The sequence below is a fragment of the Streptomyces alboflavus genome (genome assembly GCF_000716675.1).
In the GTDB taxonomy this organism is placed as follows: domain Bacteria; phylum Actinomycetota; class Actinomycetes; order Streptomycetales; family Streptomycetaceae; genus Streptomyces; species Streptomyces alboflavus.
Genome location: NZ_JNXT01000008.1, coordinates 192304 through 207382 on the forward strand (window position 1 = coordinate 192304; position 15079 = coordinate 207382).

The 15079-nt window shown below is 73.5% G+C and carries 10 protein-coding genes and 1 pseudogene; 5 read left to right on the plus strand and 6 right to left on the minus strand.

Annotation, left to right across the window (positions count from 1 at the left end):
- Positions 1-39: 39 nt before the first annotated feature.
- Positions 40-558 (plus strand): nuclear transport factor 2 family protein, encoded by a 519-nt coding sequence (locus tag OO63_RS09090; RefSeq protein WP_078619036.1) that lies wholly within the window; start codon positions 40-42, stop codon positions 556-558.
- Positions 559-602: 44 nt separating this feature from the next.
- Here the strand turns inward: OO63_RS09090 and OO63_RS09095 are convergent, their stop codons facing one another.
- Together OO63_RS09095 and OO63_RS41390 are read right to left on the minus strand one after the other, a co-directional pair.
- Positions 603-1481, minus strand: coding sequence for a chitosanase (locus OO63_RS09095; protein ID WP_051810674.1), 879 nt, complete (start codon positions 1479-1481; stop codon positions 603-605).
- Positions 1482-1564: 83 nt separating this feature from the next.
- A pseudogene (locus OO63_RS41390) lies at positions 1565-4415 on the minus strand (helix-turn-helix transcriptional regulator).
- 197 nt (positions 4416-4612) lie between these two features.
- Here OO63_RS41390 and OO63_RS09105 point away from each other — a divergent pair.
- The 3 genes from OO63_RS09105 (at position 4613) to OO63_RS09115 (ending at position 8242) form a co-directional block, all read left to right on the plus strand.
- Positions 4613-5527, plus strand: coding sequence for an MBL fold metallo-hydrolase (locus OO63_RS09105; RefSeq protein ID WP_030363796.1), 915 nt, complete (start codon positions 4613-4615; stop codon positions 5525-5527).
- A gap of 18 nt (positions 5528-5545) precedes the next feature.
- Entirely contained in the window at positions 5546-7036 is a 1491-nt protein-coding gene (locus OO63_RS09110) for a carboxylesterase/lipase family protein (RefSeq protein WP_031192374.1), read from the plus strand.
- Between the two features lie 183 nt (positions 7037-7219).
- Positions 7220-8242, plus strand: coding sequence for a formylglycine-generating enzyme family protein (locus tag OO63_RS09115; RefSeq protein WP_078619033.1), 1023 nt, complete (start codon positions 7220-7222; stop codon positions 8240-8242).
- Between the two features lie 88 nt (positions 8243-8330).
- Here OO63_RS09115 and OO63_RS09120 read toward each other — a convergent pair whose 3' ends face one another.
- From OO63_RS09120 to OO63_RS09135, 4 genes are all read right to left on the minus strand, one after another.
- Positions 8331-9197 carry a glycoside hydrolase family 19 protein gene (locus tag OO63_RS09120; protein WP_397622202.1) on the minus strand — a complete coding sequence of 289 codons (867 nt, stop codon included), beginning with the start codon at positions 9195-9197 and terminating at the stop codon, positions 8331-8333.
- Positions 9198-9460: 263 nt separating this feature from the next.
- Positions 9461-11212, minus strand: coding sequence for an ABC transporter ATP-binding protein (locus OO63_RS09125; protein ID WP_031192377.1), 1752 nt, complete (start codon positions 11210-11212; stop codon positions 9461-9463).
- Positions 11205-12968 carry an ABC transporter ATP-binding protein gene (locus OO63_RS09130; RefSeq protein WP_051810675.1) on the minus strand — a complete coding sequence of 588 codons (1764 nt, stop codon included), beginning with the start codon at positions 12966-12968 and terminating at the stop codon, positions 11205-11207. The genes OO63_RS09125 and OO63_RS09130 overlap by 8 nt, the downstream gene beginning before the upstream one ends.
- Before the next feature lie 108 nt (positions 12969-13076).
- The gene (locus OO63_RS09135) at positions 13077-13880 is read right to left on the minus strand and encodes a siderophore-interacting protein (protein ID WP_031192379.1); all 804 of its coding nucleotides are present in this window, start codon (positions 13878-13880) and stop codon (positions 13077-13079) included.
- Positions 13881-14022: 142 nt separating this feature from the next.
- Between OO63_RS09135 and OO63_RS09140 the strand changes: the two genes are divergently transcribed.
- Positions 14023-15006 (plus strand): ABC transporter substrate-binding protein, encoded by a 984-nt coding sequence (locus OO63_RS09140; protein ID WP_031192380.1) that lies wholly within the window; start codon positions 14023-14025, stop codon positions 15004-15006.
- Positions 15007-15079: the final 73 nt, after the last annotated feature.

Genomic DNA, 15079 nt, shown 5'->3' on the forward strand with positions numbered 1-15079 from the left:
TCATCGACAGGCCGCGCGGCGGTGGCGACACTGCGGCCCATGACCACGCAGAACACGGGCAAGCAGAACACGGGCAAGCAGAACGCCGACCACAAGCTCATCGTCCAGCGGGCACTGGCCGAGCTGGTCGGCACGGGCGACGTCGACGCGCTCGGCAAGGTGCTGAGCGACGACTTCGTCCATCACCGGCCGGACGCGACCTCCCGTACGAAGGCGGAGTGGCTCGCCGCCGTCCGCGCGTCGCCGCTCGGCGACATGCGGGTCGACGTCCTGCACCTGCTGGCCGACGGCGACCACGTCGTGATGCACTCACGGCGCCACCACCCCGGCACCGGCGCCGAGATCACGGGCGTCGACATCTGGCGGTTCGACGACGGGCTGATCGCCGAGGCGTGGGAGATCCTCGAACCGGCGGACTCGGCGGCGGCGCATCTGGTGTGGTGGGAGCCTCCGCGCACCGCCCCGGAAAGCCTCGCGCACATCGCCTCGCTGGTCTCCGGAACGCCCGCGCCGCCGACGGCCGAGCGGCCGCCGGTCGAGCGGCCGCCGGCCGGCTGACAGCCCCGCGGTCGCCCGTCAGCACGTGGCTGTGCGGTCGCCCGTCAGCGGATCGAATAGCGGCTGCCGAAGGCGGTGACGGTGAACGGCCCGTCCAGGTCCCGGTGGCCGCTCTCGGCGAGCCGCCGCACCGCTTCGACGCGGTCGACGGACATGCGCCACTCGACGGCCGTGTCGGCGTTCACGGGGTGGGTCAGATCGTGGACGCGTACGTCGAAGAACGCGTCCAGCCACGCCTTCTCACCCGCCTCGGCGGGGGTGCCGGCCTGCGCCGTCGTCCGCCGGACCAGCGCGGGCAGGCCGTCGCCGTCGGAGCCGTTCCCGTGCTGGATCGAGGCGTCGTACAGCTCGGCGACGGCCAGCGGACTCCTGAGCCCGGCCTTGTCGGCGGCCCGCAGGGCGGGGGTGAAGTAACGGTCGTCGACCTGGGCGTCCTGCACCTCGCGGAACACGGGGTCGGCGGCGGCGCGCTTCCACGCGGCGATGTAGTCGGCGTCGGGGAGGGGGCGGGAGCCGTCGGAGTCACCCCCGTCGGCCCCGTCCCCGTCGGCCAGGCGCTTGAGCGCGGGGAGGAAGCGGGCGAGGGGGTTGTCCGGCTTCTTGTCGGTGTAGGCGCGCACCACTTCGAGGGCGTCGCCGTCGTCCGTGGTGAAGCCCGCCCGGCCGGCGGTGACGCCACGGCCATCGTCGAGGTTCTCCGCGTACCCGTACTGGATCTTGGTGGTGCCGTTCTCGAAGACGCTCACGAGTTGGTCCGCCCGGCGGCGCTGCTCGGCGCTGAGCCCGCCGTCGGCAGCGTCGCCGCCTCCGCTGTCCGAGTCGTCACCGCCGGTCAGGACCACGCCGAGGACGACGGCGACGACAGCGAGGAGAGCGGTGGCGGCCAGGGCGACGCGGCGTGCGGGTGGAGCGGGGGCTTTCATACGAGGAGCCTAGATCGGGGCGGACCGCGTGGCGTGCCCAGACCTTCCTGAGGGCGCATCCGGGCCGCCACCGGCTGCTGCCCCTACCCCTCGGGGCCGACCGCCGTGACGGGGCCCTCGATGAGGTCGCGGAGCTGGGCGCGGGCGGTGATGCCCAGTTTGGGGAAGCTGCGGTAGAGGTGCGAGCCGACCGTGCGCGGGGAGAGGAACAGCTGCTCGCCGATCTCGCGGTTGGTCAGTCCGCGGGCGGCGAGCCGGACGATCTGCCGCTGCTGCGGGGAGAGTTCGGCCAGCGCGTCGGGGGTCGGGGCCGTGACGTCGAGGCCCGCGGCGCGCGACTCGGCGCGGGCGCGCTCGGTCCACGGGCGGGCGCCCAGGCGGCGGAAGGTCTCCAGGGCCGCAGTGAGCGGGACCGCGTGCCTCCGCGACGCGCCGTCGGCGCCGCAGCCACTCGGCGAGGTCGAGGAGGGTCTGGGCGTGCTCGAAGGGCCAGTGCTCCCGTTCCGGGTCCGCCAGGGCCGCCCTGAAGTGCGCCTCGGCGTCCTCGGGGTCCGCCAGGAGGCCACGGGCCCGGCTGATCAGTGCCCGCAGCCGGGGGGAGGCGTTGTCCGCCAGGGCGTGTACCGCGCGCTCGACGACCGCGGTGGCCTCCGCGCGGCGGCCGCAGCGCACCGCGGCGGCGGCCAGATCCGCGAGGGCCGGGTAGGAGGCGTGGTGGTGGACGGGCGCGCCGACTGCCGTGAAGACCGTGCGGAGTTGGTCGTACGCGGTCTCGTGGGCGCCCGCCGCGGCCGCCGCGGCACCGAGAGCGCGCCGGGCGTAGACGGCGACCGAGCGGCTCTCCAGCGGGTCGACCAGGGCGAGCGCCTCCTCGGCACGGGCGCGGGCCGCCGCCGCGTCGCCCTGGTACGCAAGGACCGTCGCGTCGACGGCGGCCGCGCAGGCCACGGCGTGGTCGAGGCCGGCGGCGCGGCCGACCGCGGTGGTGCGGGCGCAGGCCTCGCGGGCCTGGTCCCACCTGCCTCGTTCCACATAGGCCCAGGCGACGGCGCCGCCCAGGCCCTCCGGCAGCGCCCCTTGGGTCTGCCAGCGGTCGAAGGCCTCGTCGAAGGCCCGGACGGCCCGCGGGGTCTCGTCCAGGAGCCACGCCATGATCCCGACGGTGGTGAGCCGCTCGGGCCGGGTCCGTACTTCGGCGGCCAACTGCGGGAGCAGCCGCAGCAGTTCGGCCCGGTCGGAGACGGGGTCCGATACGGCCTTCACCCAGGTGCGTACGTCCGTGAGCGAGGCGTCGTCGGGAAGGCTCCGCAGGAGGTCCTGGACGCGGTGACGCTGGGCGTCGTCCCCGGAGTAGAAGGAGACCACGGCGGCGCCGGACAGCAGGTCCAGTGCGGCGGCGGGCTGTGCGGGCGTCAACTGCTCGGCCGTGTCGGCCAGTCGGGAGAACACCACGGCGTGCCGGACGGTCAGGACCGCGAGGCGTCCGGCCTGCACGGCGGCGGCGGTCAGGAGTGCCGCGTCGTCCGTGCGGGCGCGTGCCCCGGCGGTCAGTTGCTCGACCCAGGTGATGTCTCCGGTGAACACGGCCGCCGACGCCGCTTCGACGAGCAGCCGGGCGCTGTCCTCGCGGCGCGGCGCGAGCTCCGCCGCGCGCTCGAGGGCCTTGGCCGCCGCCGTGTGCCCGCCGCGTCGGAGGGCCCGTGCGGCGGTCAGCTCCAGGTCCGCCGACACGGCCGCGTCCGGGCCCGGGCAGGCGGCGGCCCGATGCCAGGCGCGCCGGTCCGGCTCGTCGCGCAGCATCCCGGCGAGCCTGAGGTGAGCCTCGCGCCGGGCGTCCGGGGACGCGGAGTGATAGACGGCGGACCGGACCAGCGGGTGCCGGAACCGGACGTCCCGGCCCGTCCGGCGGACGAGCCCGGCCTGCTCGGCGGGCGGCCAGGCCTCGTCATCGGCGCGTGGCAGCCCGGCCAGGACGGCGGGCGCGGAGTCGGCGCTGTCCATGGCGGCCAGGAGCAGCAGGGCCCGCGTGGTGGTGGCGGGGAGGCCGGTCAGGCGGGCGGCGAAGATCCGCTCCAGGTGCGCGGTGAGCGGGAGCGGGCCTGCGGGCGGCGGCCCGGCGGCGTCGGGTGCGGTGGCGGAGGGTGCGGTGGCCGCCCTCGTGAGTTCCACCAGTGCCAGCGGGTTGCCGCCCGCCTGGTCGAGGATCCGCTGCCTGGTGCGGCCGGTGGGGCGCTGCGGCTGGAGGTCGAGGAGCCTTGCCGCCGCGGTGGGATCGAGCGGTCCCAGGGCGAGCGTCGGCAGGCGGCGGTCGAATCCCGGCAGCTGATCGTCGGCACGGGCTCCGATCAGCATCGTGACCGGTTCGCCTTCGAGCCGTCTGGCGGCGAAGGACAAGGCGTCCAGGGAAGCGCGGTCGCACCACTGCGCGTCGTCGAGGACCACGAGCACGGGGTGGTGGTCGCCCAGGGCGGACAGCAGGCTCAGGACGGCGACTCCGATCAGCATGAGGTCGGGGGCGGCCGGGGCCCGGCCCGCGTCCTGGTCCGCGCGGAATCGGTCGTACGCCTCCGGTCCCGTACCGAATGCGGTGTGAAGCGCCGCGCGCTGTCTCTCCGGCAGTGCGTCCACCTCGGCCGCGACCGGCCGCAGCAACTGGTGCAGCGCGGCGTACGCGAGGCTCGACTCCGCCTCGCTTCCCCCGGCGCGCAGGACGCGGGCGCCGCCTGCCTCGGCCTTCCGCACCGCGCGGTCGAGGAGCGCGCTCTTCCCCGTGCCCGCGTCGCCGACCAGCATCAGCACCGGGTCGGCCGACGCCGGGTCCACCGCGCGGAAGAGGCGCGCGAGCTCCGCGTCCCGGCCGAGGAACGGCTCCCCCGGATCCGGATCCGGAGCCCGTCCCGTGTCCGCGCCCAGGCCGCCTGTGTGCTCGTCCACGGAGTCTCCAGGAATGGTGGCTTCCCGACAGGAGTCCCCTGCCTTGCCCGCCCAGGCTACAAGCGGCCGCACGGGTGGGGGCGGGCCCTGTGCGCGGGTGCGGGCACGGCGCCCAGGTGCAGTCACCTGACGCATACCGCGCACGCCGATGCCGGTCGTACGGTTCGGGAAATCCCCCGAATTCCCAAGGATTCCGCATGGAAACAATCACGCTCGGCGCCGTCAGCATCACCCGGGTACGGGAATACTTCGGCTCCGTCGACCTGACGCCCGCGACCTTTTTCCCGGACATCCCGAAGGGAGTGTGGGACGACGGCGCTTCCTGGCTGGCCCCGCATTTCCTGGGCGCCGACACCGATGTCGTGCATTCCGCGATCCAGACGTGGCTGCTGCGCAGCGAGGGCAGGACCATTCTCGTCGACACCGGGGTGGGAAATCACAAGGAGCGCCCGTACGCGCCGGTCTGGAGCCGCCTCGACACGGACTTCCTGGCGAATCTCGCCCGGGCCGGTGTCGAGCCCGAGGACGTGGACGTCGTGATCAACACGCATCTCCACGTCGATCACGTCGGCTGGAACACCCGTCTGGAAGGGCGGCGCTGGGTGCCCACGTTCCCCAACGCCACCTATCTGATGCCGAAGGACGACTTCGACTTCTGGAATCCCGTGAACGGCCACAAGCCGCTGCTCGGCCGCGGCAACCAGAACGTCTTCGAGGACAGCGTGGCCCCGGTGCACGAGGCCGGTCAGACGCTGCTGTGGGAGAACTCCCACCGGATCGACGCCGGCCTCCGTCTGGACGCGGCTCCCGGGCACACCCCCGGCTCCTCCGTCCTCACCCTCAGCTCCGGGACGGACCGGGCGGTCTTCGTGGGCGACATGCTGCACAGCCCGGCGCAGGTCCTGGAGCCGGATGCCAACAGCTGCTTCTGCGAGGACCCCGCGGGCGCCCGCGCGACCCGCAGGAAGGTCCTCGGCTGGGCGGCCGACCACAACGCACTCGTGATCCCCGCGCACCTGGGCGGCCACGGCGCCGCGGAAGTGACGCGCGACGCCGACAAGTTCGCCATCAAGGGCTGGGCCCCCTTCACCCCGTACGCCGAGCAGTCCTGAGACCGGAGAGGCACCCCCGTGAACCACCAACCCGACCCCGTGGTGACCACGGCGCAAGGGTCCGTCCGCGGCCTGCGCCAGGACGGCGTCGCCGCTTTCCTCACCATCCCCTACGCCGCCCCTCCCCGCGGCGCCGCCCGTTTCGCGCCGCCCCGGCCGCACGAGCCCTGGGACGGCGTGCGGAACGCCACCGCCCCGGGGCCCACCGCGCCGCAGTCCGCGCGCGAACTCGGCGCCGTGGACATGTCGCCCTACTTCGGCGCCGGCTGGAGCCGCGGCGAGGACCACCTCACGGTCAACGTCTGGACGCCCGCTGTCGGAGGCGGTGACCTGCCCGTCATGGTGTTCGTCCACGGCGGCGGATTCGTCGCCGGGTCGACGCGGTCCGCGCTGTACGACGGTTCCGCCTTCGCCCGCGACGGCGTCGTGCTCGTCACCCTCAACTACCGGCTCGGCATGGCCGGGTTCCTCGACCTCCCCGGTGCGCCCGCGAACCGCGGGCTGCTCGACGTCGTCGCCGCGCTGCGCTGGGTCCAGGAGAACATCGCCGCGTTCGGCGGCGACCCGCGCCGGGTCACCCTCTTCGGGCAGTCGGCCGGGGCGACCCTCGTCGGCGGCGTCCTCGCCGCGCCCGAGGCCAAGGGACTCCTCCGGCGGGCGATCGTCCAGAGCGGCAGCGGCCTCGGAGCGTTCACCACCGAGCAGGCCGCCCGCGTCACCGCGGCAGCCGCCCGGCGTCTGGGCGTCGAGCCCCATGTCGACGCCTTCGCGGGCATCTCCGACGAGCGTCTGGTCGAGGCCGCCACCCGGCTCGGCGGCATCGACCTGCGGACCGCGACGCACCGCGACCCGCTGCTCGGGCTCAGCCCCTTCAGCCTGGTCCTCGACACCCAGCCCGCCACCTCCGTCGCCACCGGCCTCGGCACCGACGTGGACCTCCTGATCGGGACCAACGCCGAGGAGGGAAACCTCTATCTGGTCCCCGTCGGCGCGTACGCCACCTCGACCGCCGAGGACGTCCACGAGGCGGCGGCACGCGCGCACCACGACGCGGCGCGACTCGTCGAGACGTACCGCACGGCACGCCCCGAGGCGTCCTCCGCCGAGCTGCGGTCCGCCGTCATGGCCGACGCGCTGTTCGGGGCGGGCACCCGGGCCCTCGCCGACGCGCACGCCGCCCACCCCGGGTCGGCCACGTACAGCTACGAGTTCGCCTGGCGCTCGCACGCCCTGGACGGGCAGCTCGGCGCCGCCCACACGGTCGAGCTGCCCTTCGTCTTCGACCTCGCGCACCTCCCCCGGCTGCACGGCCCGGCCGCTCTGCTCGGCCCGGACGAGCCGCCCGCGGACCTCGCCGCCCGCGTGCACGCGGCCTGGATCCGGTTCGCCACGACCGGCGACCCCGGCTGGGACCCGTACGACGGCGGGCGCAGGGCCACGATGCGCGTCGCCGCCGAGTGGACCCAGGTCGACGATCCCCACGGCGAGGAACGAGAGGCGTGGAGCTGACCCGCGTACGCGCGACGGTCCCGCCCCTCCCCCGGCCGACCGGAGCCCGACCGATGGAGTCCGGCCATCGGAGTCCGGCCCATCGGAGTCCGGGCCATCGGAGTCCGGGCCATCGGAGTCCGGCCGCCTCACCAAGAACCCGCACGGCCACACTGGAGATCACCACCGCTGTAGGAGGACTCCATGCCTGCCCCAGAGCCGCAGCCCTTCAGCTGCTGCGCCCCGCGGGGCGCCGCCGCACTCCGCGATGCCGCCGCCCCGCCGCCCGCCCTCTCCGTGACCGGCCCCGCCGGTACCGCCCCGTCCGGTACCGCCCCGTCTGTGACCGCCCCCGGCGACGACCGCATGGTCACCTTGCCGGGAGGCGAGTTCCTGATGGGCGCGGAGGACGCCGAGGGGTTCCCTGAGGACGGTGAGGGGCCGGTGCGGCCGGTGCGTGTGGACGCGTTCCGGATCGACGTGTGTGCCGTGAGCCATGACGACTTCGCGGCCTTCGCCGCGGCGACGGGGTACGTGACCGACGCCGAGCGGATCGGCTGGTCGTACGTCTTCGCGGGCTTCCTCCGCGGCGAGCTGCGGCGCGTCTCGCCGCGGCCCGAGCACACGCCGTGGTGGTGCGCGGTGGCGGGCGCGAGCTGGCGTGCGCCGGAGGGGCCCGGCAGTTCGGCCGAAGGGCGCGGCGACCACCCGGTGGTGCACACGTCGTGGAACGACGCGCGGGCGTACGCGCGGTGGGCGGGCAAGCGGCTGCCGACCGAGGCCGAGTGGGAGTACGCGGCCCGGGGCGGCCTGGAGCAGCGCCGCTACCCCTGGGGCGACGAGCTGGACCCGGCCGGGGAGTACCGCTGCAACATCTGGCGCGGCGCCTTCCCCACGAAGAACACCGCCGCCGACGGCCACCGCGGCACCGCCCCGGTCGACGCCTTCGCGCCGAACGGCTTCGGCCTGCACAACATGTCGGGCAACGTCTGGGAGTGGTGCGCCGACTGGTGGTCCACCGGCCGTGCCACCGCGCGCCCCGCCCTCAACCCCCAGGGCCCGCCCACGGGCACCGCCAAGGTCGTCCGCGGCGGCTCCCACATGTGCCACGACTCGTACTGCAATCGCTACCGGGTCGCCGCCCGCACGGCCGACGCCGTCGACGGCGGGGGCGGTCACACCGGCTTCCGCTGCGTGCGGGACGTCGGCACGGGCCCGGGCGCCTGAGAGCCGGAGTCGCATGCCGGGCGGGCCCGTGGGGTCGGGCCCGCCCGGCGAGGGGCCGCGCGCGGGGACGGATCGCGCGGCCGGGGGGTCAGCAGCTCAGATTCGAGCCCGGCGTCGTGCCGAGGATCTGCGTGAAGGCCTTGTACTTGTCGATGCGGCTCTGGACCTGGGCGGGGTTGCCGCCGTTGCACTCCAGGGCGCCGTTGATGGAGCGGATGGTCTCGCCGAATCCGGCGCCGTTGACCATGGCGTCGTGCGCGGTCATGGTGCCGGGGCCGTTCTGGGTGTTCCAGTACCAGAGGCCGGTCTTCCAGGCGATGGCCGGGTTCTGCTCCACCAGGTACGGGTTGTTCAGGAGGTCGATGCCGAGGGCGTCGCCCGCGGCCTTGTAGTTGAAGTTCCAGCTCAGCTGGATGGGGCCGCGGCCGTAGTAGGCGGCCTGCCCGGCGGGACAGCCGTAGGGCTGGTTCCGGTCGCAGTAGTGCGGGTAGTTCGCCTGGTTCTGCTCGACGATGTGCACGAGACCGCCGGTCTCGTGGTTGACGTTGGCGAGGAACGCCGCCGCCTCCTGCTTGCGGACGGTCTCGCTGCCGGTCTTCGTGAAGCCCGGGTAGGCGCCGAGCGCGTCGGTCAGGCCCTTGTACGTGTAGAAGGGATTCCGGTTCGGGAACATCTTGTTGAACTGCGTCTCGCTGACGATGAAGCCGGACGGGTCGGGGTTGCCCGGGTCCGTCCCGCCGCCACAGGCACCCTGGTCCGCCCACACGTCGGCGCGGCCCGGGGTCTCGTTCTGGGTCCACCACTTGGCGGTCCAGTTGCGCCCGTTGTACGAGGCCGACTTGCCGCCCGTGTACACGGACGAGGAGTTCCACGGCGCGGCGCACTCGGCGGCGGACGCCGTGGCGGCGCCCGGGCCCAGGACGATCAACGCGCCGATCGTGGCCACCGCGGCCATGAAGCTGGTGATGCGTCTGATCATGCCAACTCTCCTTACGGGCAGGGCGGAAGCCTTCTCCCGCGCCGCCATCGGGGGTGCCGCGACTCAAACGAAAATGGTCTGGACCTGTCAAGGTCTAGACCAAACTCGGAGGGGAAGAGGGGCAAATTCGCGGAATCCGTCCAGCATGCGGACCGATGGGGGGCGTGGGGGTGGGTGGTGACGGGGACGTCAACTCGATCTGCACGAGGGTCAGTTGCCGCGCCCGCCACCCCGCCCTCTCACGACGACCGCACCAGCACCGACCCCTCGTCCAGGTGGACCACCCGGGGCAGTCGCTTGATGGTCGACTCGCGGTGGGCTATGACGATCAGCGTGCGGTCCGCGCGGAGTGTGTCGATGGCGGTCTCCAGGCGACGGGCCGTGTCCGGGTCGATGTCGGCGGTGGCCTCGTCGAGGACGAGCACCGCCGGGTCGACCAGGGCGGCGCGGACCAGGCCGACGAGTTGGAGTTCGCCCGCCGAGAGCATGCCCTCGCCGCCGCCCAGGCGGGTGTGGAGGCCGTCGGGCAGGCCCGCCACCCAGGGGGTCAGGCCCAGGTGTTCCACGGCGGTGCGGACGCGGGACTCGTCCGGGGTGCCCGGGACGAGGCCGAGGTTCTCAAGGACCGTGCCGTCGATCATGTGGACGCGCTGGGGCACTAGGACGACACGGGTGCGCAGTTCCTCGGGAGACAGGTCGCGCAGGTCCACGCCGTCGTAGCGGACGGTTCCGGAGTCGGGGGTGTAGAGGCCGGTGAGGAGTTTGGCGAGGGTGGTCTTGCCCGCGCCGGTCGGGCCCACCAGGCCGATGCGGTCGCCCGGTTCGATGCGCAGGGACAGGCCGTGCAGGACCTCGGTCGCGGTCACGTAGGAGTAGTGCACATCGTGGGCTTCGAGGGCGCCCCGGTCGGCGGTCCGCATGGGCTGATCGGTGGGGTGCTGATCGGTGGGGTGGTCGGCCGGGTCGTCGGTGGGGTGCTGCCCGGTGGTCGGGGGGCGGTGCTCCGACGTGGTCTCCAGGAGGTTCAGGAGTCGCGCGAGGCCGACCAGGGTCAGCTGGAGCTGACCGACCAGGTTCGAGGCCTGGGTCGCGGAGTCGAAGAGCTGACGGGTGGCCAGGACGAAGACGACCACGGTGCCCACGCTGATCGTGCCCTCGTCGGCGAGCCAGCCGCCGACCAGGAGCAGGACGGCGGTCGTGACGCCCTGGACGACGCGGGAGAGGCTGATGACGAAGAGGGAGCGCTGGCTGCGGCGTGCGCTGCGGTAGCGGTGTTCGCCGTCGGCGACGAAGCGGCGGCGCCAGAAGCCGACGCCGCCGCTGGTCTGCAGCATCTCCCGCGACTGCACCAGCTCGCGGTAGGTGGTGGCGACGGTGCCCGCGGCGGCGGCCTCGGCGGCGAAGGCCGGGTTCGCGACGCGCTTGAACAGGCGCAGCACGAGGACGATCGCGGGCACGAACACGACGAGCAGGACGAGGGTCAGCAGGGGCGAGTAGCTGAGCAGGAGGACGGTGGTGAAGATCAGGTAGCCCGCGACCGTGAGGACGTCGGGAAGTTGGCCGCGGACGAAGTTCGCCAGGTCCGCGATCTCGGTCGTCGTGCGCCGGAGCAGGTCGCCGGAGGGGTGGGCCTCCAGGAAGCGCAGGGGGGCGCGGGAGAGGCGTTCCACGGCGAGGTCGCGCAGGCGGCGCACGACGCGTTCGCCGACGGTCGTGAGCAGCAGCTCCGACTTCCGGAACAGGACGAGGCGGGCGAGCGCCAGGGCCGTCAGGACGGCGACGGCGGTCATCAGTCCGCCACGGTCGTCCTCCAGGAGGCGGTCGACGCCCGTGCCGATCACGGCAGGCACCGCCACGGTGGTGGCGGTCGCGGCGGCGCTGCAGCCGAGCGCGGCGACGATGGCCCGCCGGTGGTCGCGCATGTGGGGCCAGGCGCGGCGCAGGACGGCGCGCTGGTCGGGGGTCGCGGTCAGCCGCTGCTGTTCAGCCACCGTGGGCCACCTGCTCTTCCGTCTCGGGCGTGGTGCCGTCGGCCGGCTCCAGGGTGACGACGTGGTCGGCCGCGTCGAGCAGGGCCGGGCGGTGCGTGGCGCACACCACGGCCGTCCGCTGTGACCAGGCGCGCAGCCGCTCAAGGACGGTCCGCTCCGTGGCGGCGTCGACGGCGGACGTGACGTCGTCGAGGAGGAGCACGGCGGGGCGCCGCAGCACCGCACGGGCCAGGGCGAGGCGCTGCAACTGGCCGCCGGACAGCGTGCTGCCGCGCTCGCCGACCTCGGTCGCGAGGCCGTCGGGCAGCCCCGCGACGAAGTCGTCGAGGGCCGCGACGCGGCAGGCCTCGCGCAGCTCGTCGTCGGTGAACCCGTCGCCCAGGCGCAGGTTCTCGGCGAGGGTGCCGCTGATCGTGACGGGGCGCTGGGGGACGAAGGCGATGCGCGCGTGGAGTGCGTCGCGGGGGACCTCGTCGAGGGGTAGGCCGCCGTAGTGGACGGTTCCGGTGCCGGGCGCGGCGAGTCCGGCGAGGACGCGGAGGAGGGTGGTCTTGCCCGAGGCCATCGGCCCGGTCACGGCGACGAGTTCGCCGGGGCGCGCGGTGACGGTGACGGAGGCAAGGACGGTCCGGCCCGCGACCTCGGCGGACACGTCCGTCGCCGTCAGCGTGCCGTGGCGGGGCAGCGCTTCGCCGCCCTCCCCGGCGAGCGGGTGTGCGGGCCGGAGCCGGAGGACTTCCTGGAGGCGGCGGGCCGCCGTCACGGCCTGGCTGAGCTGGCTCAGCCGCAGCGTGAGGACGCCGACCCACATGACCAGCATGCTCATCCACCCGGCGAAGGCGACGATGCCGCCCACCGACATGCCGCCGCGCAGCACGGCGAGGCCGCCGAAGGCGAGGCCCGCGGCGAGCGCGACGGCGGGCACGAACGGGGACAGCGCCGCCCAGTTCGCGGAGACCCGCGCGGTGGTGAGCGTGTGCTCGCTCACCGCGGCGCTCCGCGCGCCGTGCCGTCGGACGAGCGCGGGCTCACCGCCGATGCCCCGCACCGCGGCACTGGCCGAGAGCAGTTCCTCGACCGCGTCGGCGCGGCTGCCGTGCGCGGCGGACAGCGCCGTGTTGGCCTTCCCGAAGCGCTTGGGGAACCAGTACGTGTTGATCCACACCAGCGGCGGCACACACACCAGGCAGACCACGGCGAGCAGCGGGTCGAGCCGCACGATGGCCACGATCATCACGACGAAGCCGATGACGCCGGTGACGAAGGAGCCGAAGCCCATCAGCCAGATCCGGACGAGGTCGACGTCGCGGGTGCCCCGCATGCCGAGGTCGCCCTCGCCGAACCGGACCAGGGCCCGCGCGTCGAGCTGCGAGACCCGGTCGGCGAGGGCGAGGTAGAGGCGGTTGCCCTGCAGCGTCCCGGAGACGGTGGCGAACCAGCCGAGCACCATCTCCGCGCCCGCCGCGGCGATGCCGGCGAGCACGATCGCGAGGGCCCATCCCCGCAGCGCCCCGTCGTCGTGTCCGACGATGCCCCGGTCCACGGCGCGTTCGATGATCCACGGCATGGAGATCAGGGCCAGTTGGTAGACGAGGCCGCCGAGCACGGACAGGGCGATGAGGCCCGCGCTCCCGCGCAGGCAGCCGCCGAGGAGGCGGAGCGCGTCGGCGGCGGTGGGGGGTGGCGCCGCCGGGCCGTCGCCCGGTGACGAGGGTCCGGCGGGCGCGGACGACGGGCTGGCGGGTGCCGTCGTCATGCCGCCCGTCCCGCGAAGAGATCCAGCATGGCTCCGTTGACCTCCGTCGGTCGTTCGGGGGTGGGGGTGGCCGCGGTGGCGCGGCCCACGGGGGTGCGGATCCCGTGGTCAGACGTCGCTGTCCTGCGTCTCGCCGCGCGTCCAGTAGGCCGTCAGGTGCGTGTCCGCGCGGCTGACGCCCCGGTCCCGCACGAAGTGGCGGCGCAGCCCGCGTACGGTGCCGCGCTCGGCGGCTCCCCAGACGCGGCCGCGGCCCGGCGGCAGGTCGAGCGCCACGGCCTGTTCGTACAGGAGTTGCCCGGCGGGGCGGCCGTCGCGGTGCAGCCAGCGGACCTCGGCGTTGTCGCGGACGGTCAGCTCCTGCTCCTCGGCCTTGTCGGCGATCTCGACGAGTACCAACGTCCGGTGTTCCGGGGGGAGTTCTTCGAGGAGGACGGCGATGGCGGGCAGCGCGGTCTCGTCGCCGATGAGGACGGTCCACTCAGGTCCCGGCGCGAGCGGGTAGGCGGGGCTCGGGCCGAACCAGATGGCCTCGTCGCCCGGTGCGGCCCGCTCGGCCCAGCCCGAGGCGAGCTGGTCGGCGCCGTGCAGGACGAAGTCCATGTCGACCTCGCCGAGTTCGGGCCGGTGGCTGCGGATGGTGTAGCGGCGCAGGCGCGGACGGGCGGTGGGCAGCAGGCGTTTGGCGGCCTCCGAGGTGAACGGCCGGGGCAGGCGCACGTCGGGGTCGTAGAAGTACATGGCGACGTGCTGGTCCGTGCCGTTGCTCAGAAACGGCGTCAACTCCTCGTCGCCGAAGGTGATCCGGGCCATCCGTGGTGTGACGCGGGACACCCGGCGTACCCGGGTCACATGGAGACTGCCTGGTCGGCGGCTTGCGTTGTGCTGACCCTCGTCCGACACGCCACTCATTCCTCAGAACCCCTCACAGCGAACTTCTCTGCCGATGCCCTAGATCTTGCTCGGTAGTTGTAACTTAGGCAAGCCTTACCTCTCCTGCCCGGCCGAAGGGGCGGGCGGAGCATGCCGCAAGCACGACGGAGGAGTTCGAGAAATGCCCCGTTCACGCATCATGTCCACGTCTCTCGACCGGAGACGGCTCTTGGGCGGCCTCACCGGCTCAGCCGCGCTGCTGGGCCTGTCCGCCTGTGGCGTGAGCGAGTCGTCGGATGACAAGAAGGACAAAAAGGCGGGCGGCGGCGGGGACACGCGCAGCCTGAAGACCGACAACGGCACGGTGAAGGTGCCCAGGACGCCCGAGCGCGTGGTCGTCACGGACAACTACGCCGCCCTGATGCTCATCGACCTCGGCCTCACACCGGTGGGCGTGCCGGACGGCACCGCCGTCCCCGCCCTGATGCCGAAGAAGGACTACGAGCGGCTCAAGGACGTCAAGACGATCGGCGCCGCCGGTTCGCCCAACTCCCAGGCGATAGCGAACCTCAAGCCGGACCTGATCATCGATCAGTTCTACCAGGCCAAGACGGAGCCGCTGCGGGACATCGCCCCCGTCGCGTACTTCAACTGGGGCAACAGCGGCGCCCTCTGGCACGAGCAGGTCGCCAAGGTGGCCCGCGCCGTCGGCCGCGAGGACCGTCTCACCGAGCTGAAGAAGCAGTACGAGACGCGGCTGAAGGAGGTCAGGAGCACGTACCGCAAGAAGATCGCGACCTCCACCTGGGCACCGCTGAGCGGCGGCCCGAGCGGCAAGTTCTTCCTCGGCACGCCGCTGGTGACCGTGATGCGCGAGGTCGGCCTGAAGATCGGCGCCAAGATCCCCGCCGACGAGGCCGGGTTCCTCACCAAGAGCTACGAGGAGATCGATGTCCTGGACGACTGCACCGCGCTGATCTACCCCGTGCAGTTCGACGGCAAGCCCACGCCCACCACCCAGGAGTTGCTCAAGCAGAAGCTCTGGAAGAAGGTCCCCGCGGTGAAGGCGGGCCGCGCGTTCACCTCCCGGCACTTCCTCATGCCCAACTACACGTTCGCCATCGGCGCGGTGGACGAGATCGAGGGCATGCTCAAGAAGCTCTGACGACAGCAGCCCTGACGACGCTCGCGGGCGGCTGTACGGAGATCTCCGTACAGCCGCCCTCCGGCGTGCCCCG